This window comes from Streptomyces sp. NPDC025721 (genome assembly GCF_055558595.1).
In genome coordinates this window covers 81,251-100,368 of sequence record NZ_JBVHMF010000018.1, presented here as the reverse complement: position 1 = coordinate 100,368, position 19,118 = coordinate 81,251, and the positions used below count along the sequence as shown (strand labels likewise).

At 73.6% G+C, this 19,118-nt stretch carries 16 protein-coding genes and 1 pseudogene; 9 read left to right on the top strand and 8 right to left on the bottom strand.

What is annotated here, in order from left to right; genetic code table 11:
- Nucleotides 1-210 precede the first annotated feature (210 nt).
- Together rocD and ACZ4EF_RS24060 are read left to right on the top strand one after the other, a co-directional pair.
- Complete coding sequence (gene rocD / locus ACZ4EF_RS24065) at nt 211-1,395, top strand: ornithine--oxo-acid transaminase (RefSeq protein WP_355337199.1); 1,185 nt, start codon at nt 211-213, stop codon at nt 1,393-1,395.
- A 618-nt stretch (nt 1,396-2,013) separates the two neighbouring features.
- A complete protein-coding gene (locus ACZ4EF_RS24060) occupies nt 2,014-2,898 on the top strand; it encodes a DMT family protein (RefSeq protein ID WP_355337201.1) in 885 nt (294 codons plus the stop codon).
- A gap of 16 nt (nt 2,899-2,914) precedes the next feature.
- Here the strand turns inward: ACZ4EF_RS24060 and ACZ4EF_RS24055 are convergent, their stop codons facing one another.
- The 3 genes from ACZ4EF_RS24055 to ACZ4EF_RS24045 all read right to left on the bottom strand — a co-directional run bounded on the left by ACZ4EF_RS24055 (nt 2,915) and on the right by ACZ4EF_RS24045 (nt 6,612).
- A complete protein-coding gene (locus tag ACZ4EF_RS24055; protein ID WP_467506363.1) occupies nt 2,915-4,234 on the bottom strand; it encodes an SGNH/GDSL hydrolase family protein in 1,320 nt (439 codons plus the stop codon).
- A 93-nt stretch (nt 4,235-4,327) separates the two neighbouring features.
- Nucleotides 4,328-5,083 (bottom strand): decaprenylphospho-beta-D-erythro-pentofuranosid-2-ulose 2-reductase, encoded by a 756-nt coding sequence (locus tag ACZ4EF_RS24050; protein ID WP_355336857.1) that lies wholly within the window; start codon nt 5,081-5,083, stop codon nt 4,328-4,330.
- Between the two features lie 32 nt (nt 5,084-5,115).
- Nucleotides 5,116-6,612: an FAD-binding protein gene (locus ACZ4EF_RS24045; RefSeq protein WP_467506362.1), complete on the bottom strand. Its 1,497-nt coding sequence runs from the start codon at nt 6,610-6,612 to the stop codon at nt 5,116-5,118.
- 224 nt (nt 6,613-6,836) lie between these two features.
- On the opposite strand from ACZ4EF_RS24045, the gene ACZ4EF_RS24040 reads away from it, so the two are divergent.
- From ACZ4EF_RS24040 to ACZ4EF_RS24025, 4 genes and pseudogenes are all read left to right on the top strand, one after another.
- Complete coding sequence (locus tag ACZ4EF_RS24040) at nt 6,837-7,382, top strand: phosphatase PAP2 family protein (protein ID WP_391050485.1); 546 nt, start codon at nt 6,837-6,839, stop codon at nt 7,380-7,382.
- Entirely contained in the window at nt 7,379-8,452 is a 1,074-nt protein-coding gene (locus tag ACZ4EF_RS24035) for a decaprenyl-phosphate phosphoribosyltransferase (RefSeq protein WP_467506361.1), read from the top strand. Before ACZ4EF_RS24040 ends, ACZ4EF_RS24035 begins: the two co-directional genes overlap by 4 nt.
- Nucleotides 8,449-8,889, top strand: coding sequence for a GtrA family protein (locus ACZ4EF_RS24030; RefSeq protein WP_355336861.1), 441 nt, complete (start codon nt 8,449-8,451; stop codon nt 8,887-8,889). The genes ACZ4EF_RS24035 and ACZ4EF_RS24030 overlap by 4 nt, the downstream gene beginning before the upstream one ends.
- Before the next feature lie 10 nt (nt 8,890-8,899).
- Nucleotides 8,900-9,808 (top strand): annotated as a pseudogene (locus tag ACZ4EF_RS24025) (YihY/virulence factor BrkB family protein); the annotation flags it as partial.
- A 79-nt stretch (nt 9,809-9,887) separates the two neighbouring features.
- Here ACZ4EF_RS24025 and ACZ4EF_RS24020 read toward each other — a convergent pair.
- Nucleotides 9,888-11,300: a D-alanyl-D-alanine carboxypeptidase family protein gene (locus tag ACZ4EF_RS24020; protein WP_467506360.1), complete on the bottom strand. Its 1,413-nt coding sequence runs from the start codon at nt 11,298-11,300 to the stop codon at nt 9,888-9,890.
- 146 nt (nt 11,301-11,446) lie between these two features.
- On the opposite strand from ACZ4EF_RS24020, the gene ACZ4EF_RS24015 reads away from it, so the two are divergent.
- Nucleotides 11,447-11,803, top strand: coding sequence for an SCO4848 family membrane protein (locus ACZ4EF_RS24015; protein ID WP_467506359.1), 357 nt, complete (start codon nt 11,447-11,449; stop codon nt 11,801-11,803).
- Here the strand turns inward: ACZ4EF_RS24015 and ACZ4EF_RS24010 are convergent.
- From ACZ4EF_RS24010 to ACZ4EF_RS23995, 4 genes are all read right to left on the bottom strand, one after another.
- On the bottom strand, nt 11,736-12,587 hold the full coding sequence (locus ACZ4EF_RS24010) for a TetR/AcrR family transcriptional regulator (protein ID WP_467506358.1): 852 nt from the start codon (nt 12,585-12,587) through the stop codon (nt 11,736-11,738). The two genes, ACZ4EF_RS24015 and ACZ4EF_RS24010, sit on opposite strands and share 68 nt — an antisense overlap.
- A 10-nt stretch (nt 12,588-12,597) precedes the next feature.
- The gene (locus ACZ4EF_RS24005; RefSeq protein WP_355336865.1) at nt 12,598-13,242 is read right to left on the bottom strand and encodes a thiol-disulfide oxidoreductase DCC family protein; all 645 of its coding nucleotides are present in this window, start codon (nt 13,240-13,242) and stop codon (nt 12,598-12,600) included.
- 1 nt (nt 13,243) lies between these two features.
- Nucleotides 13,244-13,663: a hypothetical protein gene (locus ACZ4EF_RS24000; RefSeq protein ID WP_391050490.1), complete on the bottom strand. Its 420-nt coding sequence runs from the start codon at nt 13,661-13,663 to the stop codon at nt 13,244-13,246.
- 176 nt (nt 13,664-13,839) lie between these two features.
- A complete protein-coding gene (locus ACZ4EF_RS23995; RefSeq protein WP_467506387.1) occupies nt 13,840-16,518 on the bottom strand; it encodes an MMPL family transporter in 2,679 nt (892 codons plus the stop codon).
- 253 nt (nt 16,519-16,771) lie between these two features.
- Here ACZ4EF_RS23995 and ACZ4EF_RS23990 point away from each other — a divergent pair, with 253 nt between their 5' ends.
- Together ACZ4EF_RS23990 and ACZ4EF_RS23985 are read left to right on the top strand one after the other, a co-directional pair.
- Nucleotides 16,772-17,506: a response regulator transcription factor gene (locus tag ACZ4EF_RS23990; protein ID WP_402711154.1), complete on the top strand. Its 735-nt coding sequence runs from the start codon at nt 16,772-16,774 to the stop codon at nt 17,504-17,506.
- On the top strand, nt 17,503-19,110 hold the full coding sequence (locus tag ACZ4EF_RS23985; RefSeq protein WP_467506357.1) for a sensor histidine kinase: 1,608 nt from the start codon (nt 17,503-17,505) through the stop codon (nt 19,108-19,110). The genes ACZ4EF_RS23990 and ACZ4EF_RS23985 overlap by 4 nt, the downstream gene beginning before the upstream one ends.
- Nucleotides 19,111-19,118: the final 8 nt, after the last annotated feature.

Genomic DNA, 19,118 nt, shown 5'->3' with positions numbered 1-19,118 from the left:
GGTGGTGACCCCGCTCCCATACCCCTGGTGGACACCACTGGCCGCCGTCGGTGAGGTTTCGCCGTGATCGCGGCGAGCGACGATAGAAAGGGGCGTCACCCCGCCCCTTCGCCCTGGCCTCCGACGTACAACGAACGGAGAACGCACGTGACCACCACCACCGCAGGTCCTTCCGGCACCGCAGGTACCACCGGCACCACCGGTGAGCGGATCGCCGCCGCCGAGGCGCACAGCGCGCACAATTACCACCCGCTTCCCGTCGTGGTCGCCACGGCCGAAGGCGCGTGGATGACCGACGTCGAGGGCCGCCGCTACCTCGACATGCTCGCGGGCTACTCGGCGCTGAACTTCGGCCACGCCAACCCCCGGCTGATCGCGGCGGCCAAGGCGCAGCTCGACCGGGTCACGCTGACCTCCCGCGCCTTCCACCACGACCGCTTCGCGGACTTCTGTACGCGGCTCGCCGAGCTGTGCGGCATGGAGATGGTGCTGCCGATGAACACCGGAGCCGAAGCAGTGGAGACCGCCGTGAAAACGGCGCGCAAGTGGGGCTACCGGGTCAAGGGCGTACCGGACGGCCGGGCCAGGATCGTCGTCGCGGCCGGGAACTTCCACGGGCGCACCACCACGATCGTCAGCTTCTCCACCGACCCCGAGGCGCGGGCGGACTTCGGCCCGTACACCCCCGGCTTCGTGACCGTCCCCTACGGCGACCTCGCCGCGCTCGAAGCGGCCGTGGACGACGAGACCGTCGCCGTGCTGCTGGAGCCGATCCAGGGCGAGGCGGGCGTCCTCGTGCCGCCGCCGGGCTATCTCGCCGGGGTGCGCCGGGTCACCGCCGAGCGCGGGGCGCTCTTCATCGCCGACGAGATCCAGTCCGGCCTCGGCAGGACCGGCCGCACCTTCGCCTGCGAGCACGAGGACGTCGTCCCCGACATGTACGTCCTCGGCAAGGCGCTCGGCGGCGGGGTCGTGCCCGTCTCGGCCGTGGTCTCCTCCCGCGACGTCCTCGGCGTCTACCGGCCCGGCGAACACGGGTCCACCTTCGGCGGGAACCCGCTGGCCTGCGCCGTCGGGCTCGAAGTCCTCGCCATGCTGCGCACCGGGGAGTACCAGGAGCGCGCCGCCGAACTCGGTGACCACCTGCACCGCGAGCTCGCCCTCCTCACCGGCTCCGGCAAGGTCACCGAGGTGCGCGGGCGCGGGCTGTGGGCCGGGGTCGACATCGATCCCGCCGTGGGGACCGGGCGCGAGATCTCCGAGCGGCTCATGGCGCTCGGGGTTCTCGCCAAGGACACCCACGGCAGCACCATTCGGCTGGCGCCGCCGCTCACCATCTCCAAGGACGACCTCGACTGGGGCCTCACCCAACTCCGCACGGTCCTCTCCGCCTGACCTTCCCCCCTCCCGCCGGCGGGGGCAATCCCTCCTCTCCGGACCACCGGCCGGTGGGGGCTTGTCGCGCAGTTCCTCGCGCCCCTGGCGGGGTGGGCCGGTTTTTTAGGGGCGCGGGGAACTGCGCGCTCAGCCACATTGCTGCCGCAGGTCACCACCGGGCCAGGAGGGGCAATTCGGTTGGCTTCGGGCTACCGGCCCGGCGGGGGCTGGCCGCGCAGTTCCCCGCGCCCCTGACGGGGCGGGTCGTCTCTCGGTCGGGGGGTGGGCCGATCTTTTGAGGGGCGCGGGGAACTGCGCGCTCAGCCACATTGCTGCCGCAGGTCACCACCGGTCCCAGAGGGGCAATTCGGTTGGCTTCGGACCACCGGCCCGGCGGGGGCTGGCCGCGCAGTTCCTCGCGCCCCTGGCGGGGTGGGCCGGTTTTTTGGGGGCGCGGGGAACTGCGCGACGCGCCACGACGTGCGTGCGGGGCACCACCGGGGCCGGAGGGGCGATTCGGTGGGATTCCGGCCACCGGCCGGTGGGAAGGGACGGCTCGCCGTCCGCGGCGGAGGAAGCGGTCGGGGCGGGGCCCGGGGTGCTGGACGCCCTAGAGTCAGTGGCGTGCTTCTGGGAATGGTGTGTGCGCTGGGCGCGGCCGTGTGTTTCGGGGTGGCGTCCGTGCTGCAAGCGGTGGCGGCGCGGGCGGCGGCGGAGCCGGGCGGAGGCTCGGGCTCGGCGGTCGACGCGCGGCTGCTGGGCAGGGCCCTGCGCGAGTGGCGCTACGTGGCGGGCCTGGGCCTCGACGGCGTGGGCTTCGCGCTGGAACTGGTCGCGCTGAGGTCGCTGCCGATCTACGCGGTGGGCGCGGCCCTGGCGGCGAGCCTGGCCGTCACGGCGGTCGCGGCGGCGCGGCTGCTGGACACGCGGCTGTCGCCGCGCGAGTGGGGCGCGGTCGCGGCGGTGTGCGGCGGCCTGGCGCTGCTGGGCATGGCCTCGGGCAGCGAGGGGGCCGGCGCGGACCACGGCGGTACGGCGCTGCGCTGGGGCACGCTGGCCACGGCCCTCGCCGTCCTCGCGGCGGGCACGGCGGCCGGCCGCCTCCCCGAACGCTCCCGCGCGGCGGCGCTGGGCCTCGGCGCGGGCCTCGGCTTCGGCGTGGTCGAGGTCGCCGTCCGCGTCATCGACGGCATGACCCCGGTGGCGCTGCTCACCAACCCGGCCGTGTACGGCCTCCTCGTCGGCGGCGGAGCCGCCTTCCTGCTGCTGACCTCCGCCCTCCAGCGCGGCTCGGTGACGGCCGCCACCGCGGGCATGGTCATCGGCGAGACCGTAGGCCCCGCGCTCGTCGGCGTCCTGGCCCTCGGCGACCGCACCCGCCACGGCTGGGCCCCGGTCGCGGTCGCGGGCTTCGCCCTCGCGGTCGTCGGCGCCCTGGCCCTGGCCCGCTTCGGCGAGGTCGCCCCGCCGGGGGAGGACGCGGAGAACACGACGGACGAGGCGACCCCCAGCCGCCTGTGAGCGGGGGTACGGACGCTCAGCCCGCCGCGCGCGGCGTCAGCGGAGCCGTCAGCGTACGGAGATCGATCGCGTTCGCCATCGCGCGGTAACCGGCGTCGTTGGGATGCAGGTGGTCGCCGCTGTCGTAGGCGGGGGACAGGCGGTGCGGCCGGGCGGGGTCGCGCAGCGCGGCGGACAGGTCGAAGACGGCGTCGAAGGCGTGGCCGCCGAGCATCCAGCGGTTGACGGTCTCGCGGACCCGCTCACCGGCGGGGGTGTAGGGGCGGGAGCCCTGGAAGGGCGGCAGGGTCGCGCCGTAGATCCGTACGCCCGCCGCGTGCGCCTGGCGGATGAGGGTGCGGTAGGCGTCGATGAGGTCGGCCGCGGCGAGGTGCCCGTGCGGGCCGCGGTCGACGCTGATGTCGTTGATGCCCTCCAGCAGGACCACGGCCGTGACACCGGGCTGGCCGAGGGCGTCGTGGGCGAAGCGGTGCAGGGCGCTGGTGCCGAAGCGGGTGCCGGTGTCGGTGAGCACCCGGTTGCCGCTCAGGCCCGCGTCCACGACGCCGAGGAGCGGGCCGCCCGGCCGGTCGCGCAGCCGCCGGGCGAGGACGTCGGGCCAGCGGGCGTTGGCCGACGTGCTGGAACCCGCGCCGTCCGTGAGGGAGTCGCCGAAGGCGACCAGGGTGCCGCGGGCGGTGGCGGACTCGACGTCGAGACCGCTGAGGTAGTACCAGACGCCGTTCGAGACGGGGTAGTGCGCGGTGGTGTCGGCGGCGGCGAAGTCGCCGGGCGCCGAGTAGTACGTGGTCTCGGCGGCCAGCCAGTGCCGCCCCGACGCGCCCGCGTCACCGGGGAAGTAGACGCTGACCAGCAGATTCTCGTCCGCGTTGACGGTCATCGCGAGGGGGTCGGTCGCCGCGTCCCGCCCCGCCGGGATCGTCGTGGCGCCCGCCCCGGAGAACGTCGCGGTGTGATGCGTGCCGGGTACGGCGTCGCCGCCGTGCGCCTGGACGGCCACGTCCACGGCCCCGACCGGCAGCGGCCCGGTCCCGTACCGGTTCGACAGCCGCACGCGTACGCCCGTCCCGCCGATCGTCGGGTGCACGACCATGCGGACCGTGCGGTGGCGGACCCGCTGGCCGCCGCCCGCCAGCGCCGCCGTCCACGCGCCGACCCGGGTGAGCACGGGCCTGGGCGGGGCCGCGCTCTGCACGGCCGACCTGGCGCCGGTCCCGGACAGCCCCGCGACGGCGAAGACGGAGCTGACGACGACCGCGAAGGCCACGACCGGCGGGGTCAGCCACCGCAGCCGCCGACCCCGAAGTCCTCTCCCGTCAGCGGGAGTCGCCCCCATGGCCCCCTCCTCCGGAACGCGGTGTCACCGTCTGTGGAGCGTACGACACGGCCGCCCGCCGCCGACGGCGCGCGCCGCGGAGCCGGTGCCGGGTCAGACCGGCAGGCGGCGGAAGAGCGGCCTCGGGACGTGCCGCAGGGCCGACATGACCACGCGCAGGGTGCCGGGCACCCAGACCGTTTCGCTGCGGCGGCGCAGCCCGGTCTCGATGGCGACCGCGACGGCCTCGGGGGTGGTGGCCAGCGGGGCCTCTTCGCGCCCCGCGGTCATCTTGGTGCGGACGAAGCCGGGGCGGACGATCATGACGTGCACGCCGGCCCCGTGCAGGGCGTCGCCGAGGCCCTGGGCGAAGGCGTCGAGCCCGGCCTTGCTGCTGCCGTAGATGAAGTTGGCGCGGCGGGCGCGCTCGCCGGCCACGGAGGACAGCACGACCAGCGAGCCGTGGCCCTGGGACTGGAGGGCGCCCGCGCAGACCAGGGAGGCGGAGACGGCGCCGGTGTAGTTGACCTGGGCGACGTGGACGGCCGAGAGCGGTTCCTGCTCGTCGCGGGCCTGGTCGCCGAGGACGCCGAAGGCGAGCAGCACCATGTCGATGTCGCCCTCGGTGAAGAGCTTGCCGAGGACCTCCTCGTGCGAGGCGGGGTCGAGGGCGTCGAAGCCGACCGCGTGGACGTCGGCGCCGAGCGCGCGCAACTGCGTCGCGGCGGCGTCCAGCGCCTCGGAGGGGCGGCCCGCGAGATAGACGGTGCGGGTGCGGCGGGCGATGAGGCGGCGGGCGGTGGCCAGCGCGATCTCGGAGGTGCCGCCGAGGATCAGCAGGGACTGGGGGGCGCCGAACGCGTCCTTCACGGGAAGCTCCTTCGAGGCTGTGGCGGCGGGCCCTAGAGGGCCAGGCGGCGGGCGAGGTCGGACGTGATCACGCCGCGCGGGTCGTACGTGGCGCGCAGGGTGCGGAAGTCGTCGAGGCGCGGGTACATCCGGGCCAGGAGTTCGGGCCGCAGCCGCGCGTCCTTGGCGAGGTAGACCCGGCCGCCCGCCTCCGCGACCTCCTCGTCCAGCTCGTCGAGGAACGCGCCGAGGCCGGGGAGCGCGGCGGGGATGTCGAGGGCGAGGGTCCAGCCCGCCATCGGGAAGGAGAGCCAGCCGGGATCGCCCTCGCCGAAGCGCTTGAGCACGGCGAGGAAGGACGGGCAGCCGCGGGCGCCGATCCGTCCGACGATGCGCCGCAGCGCCTCCTCCTGGCCGTGGCCGACGACGAACTGGTACTGGACGAAGCCGCTGCGGCCGTAGATCCGGTTCCAGTGCGGCAGCCCGTCCAGCGGGTGGAAGAAGGCGGACAGGCGCTGGAGTTCGCCGCGCCGCTCGCGCGGGGCCCTGCGGTACCAGAACTCGTTGAACAGGCCGACGCTGGTGCGGCCGAGCAGGCCCTCGGGGACGAAGCGCGGGGCGGCGGGCAGCCGTCCGGGGCGGAAGGCGAGCGGGTCGCGGCGGGCGCGGGACGTGGCGGGCAGCGCGTCGAGCGGGGCGTGGTCGCCGCGGGTGAGGACGGCGCGGCCGGTCTTCGCGCCGCGCGCGAGCAGGTCGATCCAGGCCACCGAGTAGCGGTACGTGTCGTCGGTCGCGGTCAGCCGCGCCATCAGGTCGTCCAGGTCGGTGGCGCGTTCGGTGTCCACGGTCATCAACGACGTCTGGACCGGCAGGAGCTGGAGGGTCGCGGCCAGGATGACGCCGGTCAGGCCCATGCCGCCGGCCGTCGCCCAGAACAGGCCCGGCTCGTCCTCGGGCGTGACCAGCCGGGTCTCGCCGTCACCGGTGAGCAGTTCGATGGCGCGCACATGGCGGGAGAAGGACCCGGAGCCGTGGTGGTTCTTGCCGTGGATGTCCGCGCCGATCGCGCCGCCGACCGTCACATAGCGGGTGCCGGGCGTGACGGGCACGAACCAGCCGAGCGGCAGCAGCACCTCCATCAGGCGGTGCAGCGAGACGCCCGCGTCGCACACGACCAGGCCGTTGACGGCGTCGATCTCGTGGACGCGGTCGAGTCCGGTCATGTCCAGGACGGCGCCGCCCGCGTTCTGCGCCGCGTCCCCGTAGGCCCGGCCCAGGCCCCGCGCGATGGCGCCGCGGCCGTCGCTGCCGGTGACCGCCGCGACGGCCGCCTCGTACGTCAGGGGGCGCAGGACGCGGGCGGTGGTGGGGGCGGTGCGGCCCCAGCCGGTGACCGGGCCGACGCGGCTGGGGAGGTCGGCGGGGCCGGAGCCGCGATCGAGGGGGGCGTCGGTGGGGTCGGTCGAGGCGTCGGTGGGGTCGGCCGAGGAGTCGGCGGCGGTGCGGCCCTCGCCGGTGACGGGGACGGTCGTCGCGGAGGGTACAGGCATGTCCGTGACCGTAGCGCTCTGAGTGGTGCGAAAGATCACGAATAGTGCGTTATGCGGCTTTTCTCACTGAAAAGGGTGAGTGGTGGTGCGTGAGGAGCCGTCGCGCACGGTAAGCACTCGGGGTCCAAGTGTGATGACCCGACAATTCGCCCAGGTGGGGCGGCCGGTCGCCCAGCTGTGGCGGCCCCGGGTCACGAGCCGTCGCTGCGAGGGAGTACCGACCAGTGCGCTACCCCGACTCCGCCGCGGAACGCGCGGACCACCACCTGCTGGCCGCGCTGCGCCGCCGCGGCACCGACCCCCGCGTCGCGGGCGCGGCCCGCGCGCTGTCCTGGGCGGGCGAGCACGGCGCGGTCTGGCTGGCCGCCGGTCTCGCCGGCGCCTGCGCCGACCCCGGCCGCCGCGGCGCCTGGCTGCGCGCCACCACACTGGTCGGCGCGGCCCACGCGGCGAGCATGGGGGTCAAACGGGTCGTCCGCCGCCCGCGCCCGGTGCTGCCGGACGCCGAACCGCTGGTCCGCACCGCCGGACAGCACAGCTTCCCCAGCTCGCACGCCACCTCGGCCGCCGCGGCCGTCGTCGCCTTCGGGGCACTGATGCCCCGTACGCCGTTCGCCGCGCCGCTCCCGCCGCTCGCCGCCGCCATGTGCGTGTCCCGGATGGTCGTCGGCGTCCACTACCCGAGCGACGTGGCCTGCGGCGCGCTGCTCGGCGCCGTCACCGCCCGGCTCGGCCGGAACTGGGCCCTGCGCGGAGGGCGGCCGTCATGACGGAACGCACCGCCGCGCTCATCGACGACGTACCGGCGACCGCCGTCCCCTCGGCCGGACGCTTCCCGCCCCCGGTCTCCGTACGGGGCCTGCCCGCCGGTCTGGTGCGGACCGCCCGGCCCCGGCAGTGGGTCAAGAACGTCCTCGTGCTGGCCGCGCCGCTGGCCGCCGGGCGCCTGCTGTCCGCGCACGCCGTCCTCCAGCTCGCCGTCGTCTTCGTGCTCTTCACCGGCTGCTCCGCCGCCGTCTATCTGATCAACGACGCCCGCGACGCCGACGCCGACCGCGCCCACCCCGTCAAGTGCCGCCGCCCGGTGGCCTGCGGACAGGTCCCGGTGCCGGTCGCGTACGCCGCGGGCGGCGCCCTCGCGGTCCTCGCGCCCGCGGCGGCCGGGGTGCTCTGCAACCCGGACACGGCCGGGCTGCTCGCCGGATACGTGGTCATGCAGCTCGCCTACTGCGTGTGGCTCAAGCACATGCTGGTCGTCGACCTCGTCATCGTCACCACCGGCTTCCTGATGCGCGCCATGGCGGGCGGCCTCGCCCTCGGCATCGACCTGTCCCGCTGGTTCCTGATCACCTCGGGCTTCGGCGCGCTGTTCATGGTCGCCGCCAAGCGCTACTCCGAACTCGTCCTGATGTCGCGGCTCGCCGAACGGGCCACGGCGGCGGCCCCCGCGGCCCCGACGGTCGGACCCCAGCCGGACGCCACCGCCGCGGCGGCCCCCGCGCCGCCCGAGGACTCGGAGGGCTCCGAGGTCGGCGCCTCCCGCGCCCTCCTCGGCGCGTACACCACCGGCTACCTCCGCTTCGTCTGGCAGCTCGCCGCGGGCGGCGCCGTACTCGCCTACTGCCTGTGGTCGATGGAGACCGGCGCCTCGCCCAACGGCTGGCTCCCCTGGCGGCAGCTCTCGATGATCCCCTTCATCCTCTCCGTCCTGCGCTACGCCGTCTTCGCCGACGCGGGCTCCGCGGGCGCCCCCGAGGACGTCGTCCTGCGCGACCGCGCCCTGGTCGTCATCGCCCTGGCCTGGGTCGTCCTCTACGTCCTGGCGGCGGTCAACCGGTGAGGGCGCGCTCCCCTCGGGGCCTGAGCTCGGAAGTCCTCGGCTTCGCCCTCGCGGGCGGCGCCGCGTACGCCGCCGACCTCGGGCTGTTCGTCTGGCTGCGCGGCCCCGGCGGGTTCGGGCCGATCGGGGCGAAGGCGCTGTCGTTCCTCGCCGGGTGCACGGTGGCGTATCTCGGCAACGCGCTGGGGACCTACCGGGGCCGGACCCCGGCGGTCGGCAGGGCGCGGCAGTACGGGGTCTTCTTCGCGGTGAACGTGGCGGGCGCGCTCGTGCAGTTGGGCTGTCTGGGCGTATCCCACTACGTGCTCGGGCTGGCCAGTGCGCGCGCCGATGTCGTGTCGGGCGCGGGGATCGGCATGGCTCTCGCGACCGCGCTGCGCTTCTGGGGAACCCGCACCTTCGTGTTCCGCGGGACTGCGCGGGCCGGGGGAGGGTAGGCCCCTCGTTATGGACTGGTTGACAAGGTTGCCCTGGATCGGCCCGCGCATCGCCGCGGCGATGCGGACACACGGCTGGCGCGCCTTCGCGCACCTCCAGACCGTCCACTGGACGCGGCTGGCCGCCGCGATGACCTTCACCAGCTTCCTCTCGCTCTTCCCGCTGCTCGCGGTCGTCGCCGCGATCGGCGCCGCGCTGCTGTCGCAGCATCAGCTCGACACCCTCCAGCACAAGATCTCCGACCAGATCCCCGGCATCGCCGACCAGCTCGACATCAACGGCCTGGTCGCCAACGCCGGGACCATCGGCGGGATCGCCGGTGCCGCGCTGCTCTTCACCGGTATCGGCTGGGTCGGCTCGCTGCGCGACTGCCTGCGCGCCGTCTGGGACAAGGACGACGAGGAGCGCAACCCCGTCGTCGCCAAACTGGTCGACGGCGGCATCCTGCTCGGCCTCGGCGCGGCGGCCCTGCTCTCGCTCGCCGCCTCCGGCTTCGCGACCGCGGCCGTCGACTGGACCGTCCACAAGGCCGGGCTCGCCGACCACGGCCCCGGCCGCGCGCTGCTGACCGTCCTCGGCTTCTGCATCGCCGTCCTGGCCGACTTCCTGATCCTGACCTACCTGCTGACGCTGCTGCCGGGCGTCGAACCGTCGCGCCGCGCCGTGGTCCAGGCGGCGTTCATCGGCGCGGTCGGCTTCGAACTGCTGAAGGTGCTGCTCAGCGGCTACCTCCAGGGCGTCGCGGGCAAGAACGTGTACGGCGCCTTCGGTACGCCGGTCGCCCTGCTGCTCTGGATCAACTTCATGGCGAAGCTGCTGCTGTACTGCGCCGCGTGGACGGCGACGCCCAGGCACGCGCCGCCGCCCGAGAAGGACGGCGGGGACGGCGGGGACGGTGGTGACGGCGACGCCGCCGGGGAACCGGTGGAAGGCGTCGAGACCGTGGAGGTCGTCGAGGTGATCGAGGTCCACGGGGCCACGCGGGCCCCGGAGTCCGTCAGCCCTTCCGGCGCCGGGAGCGGCGGTCGGGACCGGACGCCGGACCGGACGCCCGATCGGGATCGGGATCAGGGCCAGGATCAGGGTCAGCACCGGGACGCGGAGCGGGATCAGGACGCGGGGCAGGATGAGGACCACCGCCGGCCGGGGACGGCAGCGGGCGGAGCTTCCGTACCACGATGAACGCCACGGCCAGGACGAGCAGGGAACCGGCGGCGACGCCCAGCGCCGTCCACAGGCCGTCGTGGGAGGAACCGGCCGTGGCGGAGGCGGTGGCCGGTCCCTTGTCGCCCTCGGGCGCCTTCGTCGTGGCGGTCGGCGGCGGCAGTTGGCTCAGCGGCGGGACCAGCGTGCCGACCGGCTTGACGGTAGGGGCGGCCTTGAAGCCCCAGTCCAGCAGCGAGGCGGCCTCGCGGTAGACCAGGTCGTGCTCGGCCTTCGGCGTCATGACGGTGACCAGCAGCGTACGGCCGTCGCGCTGCGCGACCCCGGTGAAGGTGGCGCCCGCGTTGGTGGTGTTGCCGTTCTTGACGCCCGCGATGCCGGGGTAGGGGGACAGGCCGTAGTCGCCGCTGAGCAGCCGGTTGGTGTTCTGGATGCCGAACGACTCGCGCTTCTTGGTGGTCTTGCCGGTCTTCTTGTTCTTGTCGACCTTCCACTCGCCGGGGAACTGCGCGCTCACCGTCGAGCAGTACTCGCGGAAGTCGGCGTTCTGGAGCCCCGAGCGAGCGAACAGCGTGAGGTCGTACGCGCTGCTGACCTGCCCGCGCTCGTCGTAGCCGTCGGGCGTGACCACATGCGTGTCGGCCGCCTGCAACTCCTTGGCCCGCGCGTTCATGTCCGCGACGGTCTTGGCGACGCCGCCGTTCATGGCGGACAGCACGTGCACCGCGTCGTTGCCCGAGCGCAGGAAGACACCGAGCCACAGGTCGTGGACGGTGTAGGTCAGATTCTCCTTGATGCCGACGAGGCTACTGCCCTCGCCCATGCCCTGGAGGTCGCTCGGCAGCACCTTGCGCACGGTGTTCTTCGGGAACTTCGGCAGCACCGTGTCGGCGAACAGCATCTTCAGGGTGCTGGCCGGGGGGAGCCGCCAGTGCGCGTTGTGCGCGGCGTAGATCTCGCCGGTCTTGGCGTCCGCCACGATCCAGGACTTCGCCGTCAGCTTCGCGGGCAGCGCGGGCGCGCCCTGTCCCGGGTCCACCTGCGTGCCCGGCACGCCCAGCCGGTCGCCGCCCACCGTGGACATGTGCTCGGGCGGTCTCGGCGCGGGCTTGGTGCCGGCGGCCGGAGCCGCGCTCGCGGCCCCCGTCAGGACGGTGCCGCCGAGCAGCGCGGCGACGGCGGACACGGCGAGAACGGCCAGGGCGGAACGGTGCGGCGCGGTGCGGCGCGCGGCGGTCGTAGGCATGGGCACCCGAGGAAACGTACATGTCCTTTCCTGGCCGCCGCGCCCCCGGGTGCGGGCCGTCCGCCGTGACGATCCGCACGTCCCGCGCGGGGAACCGGCCACCCCCGTCGGCCCTCCTACCGGGGGGCCCGCACATACTGGGACGCATGAAGCTCAGTCGGCGCGTGTCCTGGTTCCTGGTCGCTTTCGGTGTGTGGTCGTGGATCGTCTGGGTCACCTTTGTCAAGAATTTGTGGAAGGACACCAGCGGTCTGGCCTTCCACGACGGCGACCACGGATCGCCCACCGCCTACTTCTGGATCCACCTCACGCTCGCGATCGTCTCCTTCCTCCTCGGCACCGCCATCGCGGCCCTCGGCGCGCGGAGCCTGCGGGCGCTGCGCCGCGAGGCGGCGCAGGCCGGTCCGGCCGACCCGGCGGAGGCGACCGCCCCGACTAGCCCGGCTGCCCCGGCTGCCCCGGCTGCCCCGGCTGATCGGGAGTCGGCCGACTCGACGGTGTGACCGCGGTGCGGCCGATCGTCGGGAGGATGAAGTCCTGGATGAGGGACTTGGCGTCGCGGACGACGGGGCGGAAGACCCGGTAGCGGGACAGGCCGATGACGCGGGCCGCCACGGGGGTGGAGCGGTGCACGAACTCGCGGGTCCGCGCGGTGTCGGGGGTGCGGTCGAAGACCCAGTAGAGGACGACGACCATGAGGTGCAGCCAGAGCAGTTCGGGGAGCAGCTCGGCGAGTTCGGAGTCGAGCTTGGGGGCGAGGTCGGAGCCGGACAGCACGTCGCGGAAGAGTTCGACGGCGGTGGCGCGGGCCGGGTGCGACTCGTTCGAGAACGGGCTGAGCGAGCTGTCCGGGTCGGCGGCCGTGCGGAAGAACTGGGCGGCGAATTCGTGGTACTCGGCCGCGGTGTCCAGCCAGGACGCGAGCGTGATCTCCAGGCGCTCCGCGAAGTCGGTCACCCCGCGCATGCGCACCCGGGCGTCGGCCGCGTGGTGGTGCGTCATCCGGTCGTAGAACCCCTGGATCAGGAATTCCTTGGACTGGAAGTAGTAGTAGGCGTTCCCGACCGAGACGCCCGCCTCCTGGGCGATGGCGCGCATCGTGGTCTTGTCGTAGCCGCGCTCGCGGAACAGCCGCATCGCGGTCTCCAGGATCACCGCGCGGGTCTGCTCGCTCTTGCCGGTCTTGGGCCGGGCCCGGCCGCCGGGCAGTTCCTCGCCCAGGCCGGGGCCCGGCTCCGCCGCCGGACCCGTGGCCGCGGGCTCCGGCTGGTCTGTCACGTGCTCCACCCGGGTGAGCCTATCCGTCGCCCGCACAGCCGTCGGCGCAGTCCTCGCCCCGGCCGCGCCGCGGGTCGGCCGGCGGTACGGCCGGCGGTGCCGACGGGGCGCCCGGGTCGCTCTGCGTCCAGCCGGTCGCCTTGTCGTAGATCCAGCCGGGTACGGACCTGACCGGCGCGGGGCCGGGCGCGCCCGCCGCGTTGCGCCCGGGGAACCAGGTCGGGGCCGCGGCCGAACGCTGCTTGCTCTCGCGGTACTTGGCCGCGGTCAGCACCGCCGCGCGGGCGAGCCTGCGGCCCGCGGGGGTGGCCAGGGTGTGCGAGAAGGCGCGGTGGTCGGCGAGCGCCCACAGGCACACCACCCAGGCGGAGTCGCCCCGGTAGAGCTGGCCCGCGTCGCCGACGACGGTGATCTCGCGCCCGGTCGCCGCGTGGTCGAGGCCGGGGAAGCGGTGCATGGCCTCGGGGGAGCCGACCGGCACCATGTCGAGTCTGACGAGCTGCCGCTGCCGGACGAGCCAGTCCCGTACGAAGGCGCACAGTCGGCAGGCGGGGTCGTACAGCACGGTGAGCCGCCGTACGGGCGGGCGGGGCGTCCGCGCCACGGGCCGCGCCGTCGGCCGGTCGGGCCGCGCGGTCACCGCGCTCTGCGTGAGGCGCGTCATGTCACACCCCGGCCGGGGTCGGGCCGTTCGGCTTCGTCCAGCCGTCGCTGTCCACCGGCGGGTACTGCTCGCGCTCCATCAGCCCGCGCCGCCGGATCTTGTTGAGCACGTAGACGTTGCCGAGGTGCATTACGCCGAGCACCAGCAGCACGACGCCGAGCTTGACCGACAGCGCCTCGAACAGGCCGCGCGCGTTGTCGACGGCGTCGGCCGACTTCAGGTAGAGGGCGACGAAGCCGAGGTTCACCAGATAGAAGCCGACCACCAGGAGGTGGTTGACGGCGTCGGCGAGCTTCTCGTCGCCGTGCAGCACGTCGGCGAGGAAGATCCGGCCGTTGCTGCTGAGGGTACGGGCCACCCAGACGGTCAGGCCGATGCTGACGGCCAGATAGATCACATACGCGAGGACGGTCAGGTCCATAGCGGGTCCACCCCTTGTTTGAACGTGTTCAAACCTGCTGACGCGACGACTCTAGACCCGGTTTTGAACATGTTCAAGGCCGGTGCTCCGGGCATACGGAAGGGCCCGGCTCCGAAGGTTCGGAACCGGGCCCTGACGACGGGCGCCGCCGGGGGAGCGGCGGCGCCCGGCCGCGGTCAGTCCTGCGAATAACTCAGCTCCAGATCGACGTCACCGTCCCCCTCGCCGCCGTCGTCCGGGACCCGGACGGTGGCGGGGAAGGGCGGATAGCCCATGGTCAGCAGCGTGTACCGGCCGGGGTAGAGATTGCCGAAGGCGTACGAGCCGTCCTTGCCGGTCCGCGTCTCCGCCACCTCGTGGCCGTCCGCGTCGTGCAGCACGACCCGCGCGTCCTCGACCGGCTGGCCGTCCGCGCGCCGCACCGTACCGGTCAGCGCACCCGTCCCCGTGAGGCGCAGATCACACTCCACCGGGCGGTCGGAGGCCAGCACGCTCGCCGTCTGCGGGTGGTGTCCCGGCGCGTTGGCGACCAGGACGTACGAGCCCGCGCGCGGTGTCGGCAGAGCGAAGGCGCCCTCGTCGTCCGCCGCCGCGCGGCCCACCTGGCGGCCGTCCGCCGCGATCAGCGTCAGCTCCGAGCGCGGCACCGGCAGCCCTGCGGCGCCCGTGACCCGGCCGCGTACGGCGGGCCCGGAGACGATGTCGGTACCGGCCCCGGCGGCCATCAGCGTGCCCGTCGGCGCGCCTGCCGCGGGGTCGTCGTCCTCGGCCGGCTCCACCGCCAGGTGCGGCAGCCGCTTGTCCAGCCACGCGGGCAGCCACCAGTTGGAGGTGCCGAACATGTGCATCAGCGACGGCACCAGCACCGTCCGCAGGATGAACGCGTCCAGCGCGACCGCGCCCGCCAGGCCGATGCCGAACATCGCCAGCACCCGCTCGCCGCTGAGCACGAAGGCGCCGAAGACGCAGATCATGATGACCGCCGCCGAGTTGATCACCCGGCTGGTCTCGGCGAGCCCGACCCGTACCGCCCGCGCGTTGTCCTTGGTGTGCACCCACTCCTCGTGCATCCGGCTGACCAGGAAGACCTGGTAGTCCATCGACAGGCCGAAGAGCAGCGAGAGCATGATGACCGGCAGGAAGGCGTCGATCGGCCCCTCGCGCCCGGCCAGCGAACCGCCCCAGCCCCACTGGAAGCAGGCCACCAGCACCCCGAAGGAGGCCGCCGCCGCGATCAGGTTCATCGCGGCGGCCGTCAGCGGCACCACCAGGCTGCGGAAGGCGACCAGCAGGAGCAGGAAGCCCAGCACGATGATCACGCCGATGAACAGCGGCAGCTTGTTGAACAGGACCGTCGCGAAGTCCTCGAAGATCGCGGTCTGGCCGCCGACGTACGCCCGCATCGTGCTGCCCCGCTCGGCGGCCGGGACGACGTCGTCGCGCAGGTGGTCGATCAGGTCGGAGGTCGCCTTGTCCTGCGGCGAGGTGGTCGGCACCGCCTGGATGAACGCCACCTTGTCGCCCGGCTTCATCGGCAGGGCGGCGGCGTACGCGATGCCGTCGGTGTCCTTCAACGTCGTGACCAAGCCGTTCAGCGCGGTCCTGTCCGCGCCGGTCGGCACCTCGGCGAGGATCGTCAACGGCCCGTTGAAACCGGGGCCGAAGCCGTCCGCGAGCATGTCGTACGCCTTGCGGGTGGTGGTCGTCGTCGGGTTGTTGCCCTGGTCGGAGGAGCCCAGGCGCAGGCCGAGCGCCGGGATCGCCAAGGTGGCCATCACGGCCACCGCCGCCACCGCGAGCACCCGCGGGTGCCGCTGGAGGAACGACGACCAGCGCGCCGCCGCGCCCGTCGCGACCTCCGGCTGCGGTCCCTCGGCCGCCAGCGCGCGGCGCTGCCCGCGGCTGAGCACCCGCATGCCCAGCAGGCCGAGCAGCGCGGGCAGCAGCGTCATCGCGGCGGCGACCGTGATGACGACGGTCAGCGCCGCCGCGACGGCCACACCGTCGAGGAAGGTCAGCCGCAGCGTGAACATGCCCAGCAGCGCGATGCAGACCGTGCCGCCCGCGAACAGCACGGCCCGGCCCGAGGTGTTGAGCGCGGTGACCGCCGCGTCCTCGGGGCTCTTCCCGCGCAGGATTCCCTTGCGGTGCCTGGTCACGATGAACAGCGCGTAGTCGATGCCGACGCCCAGACCCACCAGCGTCGCGAGCTGCGGCGAGAAGTCCGCCACGTCCATGCCGTGGCTGAGGATGATGATCGCCGACGACGAGATGCCGATGCCGAACAGCGCCGTCACGATCGGCAGCAGCATCCCGAACAGCGAGCCCAGTGCCAGGAACAGCACCACGGCCGCCGCCGCGATGCCGACGCCCTCGGCGAGGCCCGGCAGCGGCTGCTCCGCCTGCGCGGGCTTGTTGCCGCCGACCTCGACCCTCAGGCCCTTGGCCGCCGCGTGGTGCGCGGTGTCGATCAGCTTCTGCGCCTGGTCGTCGGAGAGGTCACCGCCGAGCTTGGTGTACGTCACCGTCGCGTACGCCGTACGGCCGTCCTTGCTGATCTGCGCCGCGCCCGCCGGGTCGTACGGGCTGACGACCTGCCCGACGTCCTTCTGCCGGGCGATGTCCGCCAGCGCCGGGTCGAGCCGCGCCCGTACCGAAGCGTCGCGCACCGTACCGGAGTCGACGTGCCACACCACCGTGTCGGCCTCGCCGGACCGCTCGGGCACCACCTGGTCCATCAGGTCCAGGACCTTGGTGGACTCGGTGCCCTTGAGCGAGAACGCGTTGGAGTAGCCGCTGCCGAGCGCGTTGCCCACCGCGCCGACGCACAGCAGCGCCGCCAGCCAGAACGACATCACCAGCCATTTGTGCCGAAAACACCATCGAGCCACAACGGCCACGACCACATCCCCCATCAACGAGCGTTCCACGACCGACGAGTTGACCAACGGGACCCGCGCACTGACCGACGGACCCGCGGACTGACCAACGAGCCTCTTCAGCCTCCGTGGCTGTCGCGCCGACCGCCAAGCCGATCCCGCTTCTCTCAAGGAACTCCAAAGTTCCGGCCGGGACGGGGCCCCGGGGGGAGTGCGGATACTGGTGGGCATGGACGCCACCGTGCTCATCGTGGAGGACGAACCGGGGATCGCGGACATCCTGCGCATCACCCTGAAATACAACGGCTTCACGGTGCACAGTGCCGCGACCGGGCGCGAGGCGCTGGCCGCCGCGCGCGAACACCGGCCCGACCTCGTACTGCTCGACGTGATGCTGCCGGACGGCAGCGGCTGGGAGGTCTGCCGCGCGCTGCGCCAGGAACGCGCCGCCGAGACCGACGCCGACGACCTCGCCGTCATCTTCGTCACCGCGCGGGACGCCCCGCGCGACGTGGTCGCCGGGCTCGCGCTCGGCGGCGACGACTACATCACCAAGCCGTTCGGCGTCGACGAGGTGGTGGCCCGCGTGCACGCGGTGCTGCGCCGCACCCGGCGCCGCGAGGGCGCCGACGGGCGCGTCCTGCGCCACGGCGACCTGGAGATGGACGAGGCCACGTACACCGTCCGCAGGTGCGGGCAGCCCGTCGAGCTGACGCCCACCGAGTACAACCTGCTGCGGCACCTGCTGCGCAACGCCGGGCGGATCGTCACCAAGGAGCAACTGCTCCAGCACGTCTGGCAGTACGACACGGCTGTCTCGTCCACGGTCGTCGAGACGTACATCTCGTATCTGCGGCGCAAGCTCGACCGGCTCGGGCCGCCGCTGATCGAGACCCGGCGGGGGATCGGATACGGGCTGCGCGCGGCGGAACCGGGCGCCGCCACGGACGGGGGAGCGGTGTGAAGGTGAACAAGTGCGGCCTGTGGCCCCGCCCGCACTCGCTGCGCGGGCGCTTCACGATCGCCAACGTGACCTTCCTCGCGGTCGGCCTGCTGCTCGCGGCCTGCGCGAGCATCGCCGCCACGTACATGGTGCTGGTCGGCGAGATCGACGACTCGCTGAAGGGCTCGCAGTCCTCGCTCGCCAAGACCTCGATCGACGCGGACATGGTGCGGCGGCTCTGCCAGCTCGCCGACCTCCTGCAGAGCGGGCAGGGCGGGCAGAACGGGGGCGGCGGGCAGGGGAGTTCGGCGATCGCGGTGGCGTTCCAGCAGGATCTGTTCGTCATGCTCGACCGGCGCGGCGAGCCCGCCGCCGTCTGCCAGGACGGCACCATTCCGGTCAGCTCCGAGCAGCGGCGGCTCGCCGAGGCGATCCCCGACCCGGCGGGGCTGGTCCGCAGCGGCGGCGCGAAGACCGTGAAGACCGGCTCGATGGAGTACCGGGTGGTCGCGATCCGGCTCTCCGACGGCACCATCGTGGTCAAGGGCATACGGCTCAGCGGCGTCAAGCACGCGATCGGCAATCTGCTGATCGTCGAATCGGTCGTCGGCGTGGTGCTGCTCGCGCTGCTCGCCACCGGCTCGCTGACCGCGGCCAGGCGGCGGCTGAGCCCGCTGGAGGACATGGTGGAGACCGCGTCCGCCATCGCCGGGGGCGACCTCGGGCGGCGGATCGGCACCGCGCGGCACGGCTCCAGCGAGGTCGAACAGCTCAGTGGCGCGCTCAACGCGATGCTCCAGCAGATCGAGACCGCCGTGACCGAAAGCGAGCGCGCCACCACACAGTTGCGTCGATTTCTGGCCGACGCCTCGCACGAGCTGCGCACCCCGCTGGCGTCGGTGCGCGGCTACCTCCAGCTCTACGAGAAGGGCATGCTCGACGCCGACGAGAAGGAGCGGGCGCTGAGCCGGGTCAGCTCCGAGGCGCTGCGGATGAGCCGCCTGGTCGACGAACTCCTCGCGCTGGCCAGGCTCGACGACCGGCCCGCGCTGCCGCACGGCGCCGTCGACCTGTCCCGGCTGGTCCGCGACGCCGCCGCCGACCTGGCCGCGCAGCAGCCGGAACGGCCGCTGACGCTGATGGTGCCCGACTGCCGGGCCGACGGCGGACCGCTGCCCGAAGTCCTCGGCGACGAGGCCGCGTTGCGGCAGGTCGTGGGCAATCTGCTGAGCAATGTGCGGGTGCACACGCCGGCCCGCTCCCCGGCCAGCGTCGAAGTCGCCGCGCGTGGCGAGAAACTGCTCTTGCGGATCACCGATTCGGGTCCCGGTATGAGCGAGCGGGACGCGGCCCGCGTCTTCGACCGTTTCTTCCGCGCCGACGCAGGACGCGCCCGCGACAGCGGCGGCGCGGGCCTCGGCATGGCCATCGTGCAGGCCGTCGTCCAGGCGCACCACGGCACGGTCGCGCTGGAGACGGCGCCCGGCCGCGGCCTCACGGTCTGCGTGACGCTGCCGACGGTGGGCGCGGGGACGGCGGTCGGCGAGGACCCGGCGGCGGACGCGGCGAGGGGCCAGGAGACGGTGGTAACCGGTGCGAAGTCCACTGTCCCCGCCGCTACTTGACCAAATCT

Excerpts from the sequence above, each read along its gene's own strand:
- ACZ4EF_RS24060 (WP_355337201.1), top strand. The coding sequence starts at position 2,014 with ATGGTGTGTGCGCTGGGCGCGGCCGTGTGTTTCGGGGTGGCGTCCGTG.
- ACZ4EF_RS24055 (WP_467506363.1), bottom strand. The coding sequence starts at position 4,234 with ATGGGGGCGACTCCCGCTGACGGGAGAGGACTTCGGGGTCGGCGGCTG.
- ACZ4EF_RS24045 (WP_467506362.1), bottom strand. The coding sequence starts at position 6,612 with ATGCCTGTACCCTCCGCGACGACCGTCCCCGTCACCGGCGAGGGCCGC.
- ACZ4EF_RS24035 (WP_467506361.1), top strand. The coding sequence starts at position 7,379 with ATGACGGAACGCACCGCCGCGCTCATCGACGACGTACCGGCGACCGCC.
- ACZ4EF_RS24020 (WP_467506360.1), bottom strand. The coding sequence starts at position 11,300 with ATGCCTACGACCGCCGCGCGCCGCACCGCGCCGCACCGTTCCGCCCTG.
- ACZ4EF_RS24015 (WP_467506359.1), top strand. The coding sequence starts at position 11,447 with ATGAAGCTCAGTCGGCGCGTGTCCTGGTTCCTGGTCGCTTTCGGTGTG.
- ACZ4EF_RS24005 (WP_355336865.1), bottom strand. The coding sequence starts at position 13,242 with ATGACGCGCCTCACGCAGAGCGCGGTGACCGCGCGGCCCGACCGGCCG.
- ACZ4EF_RS24000 (WP_391050490.1), bottom strand. The coding sequence starts at position 13,663 with ATGGACCTGACCGTCCTCGCGTATGTGATCTATCTGGCCGTCAGCATC.
- ACZ4EF_RS23995 (WP_467506387.1), bottom strand. The coding sequence starts at position 16,518 with ATGTCGTTCTGGCTGGCGGCGCTGCTGTGCGTCGGCGCGGTGGGCAAC.
- ACZ4EF_RS23990 (WP_402711154.1), top strand. The coding sequence starts at position 16,772 with ATGGACGCCACCGTGCTCATCGTGGAGGACGAACCGGGGATCGCGGAC.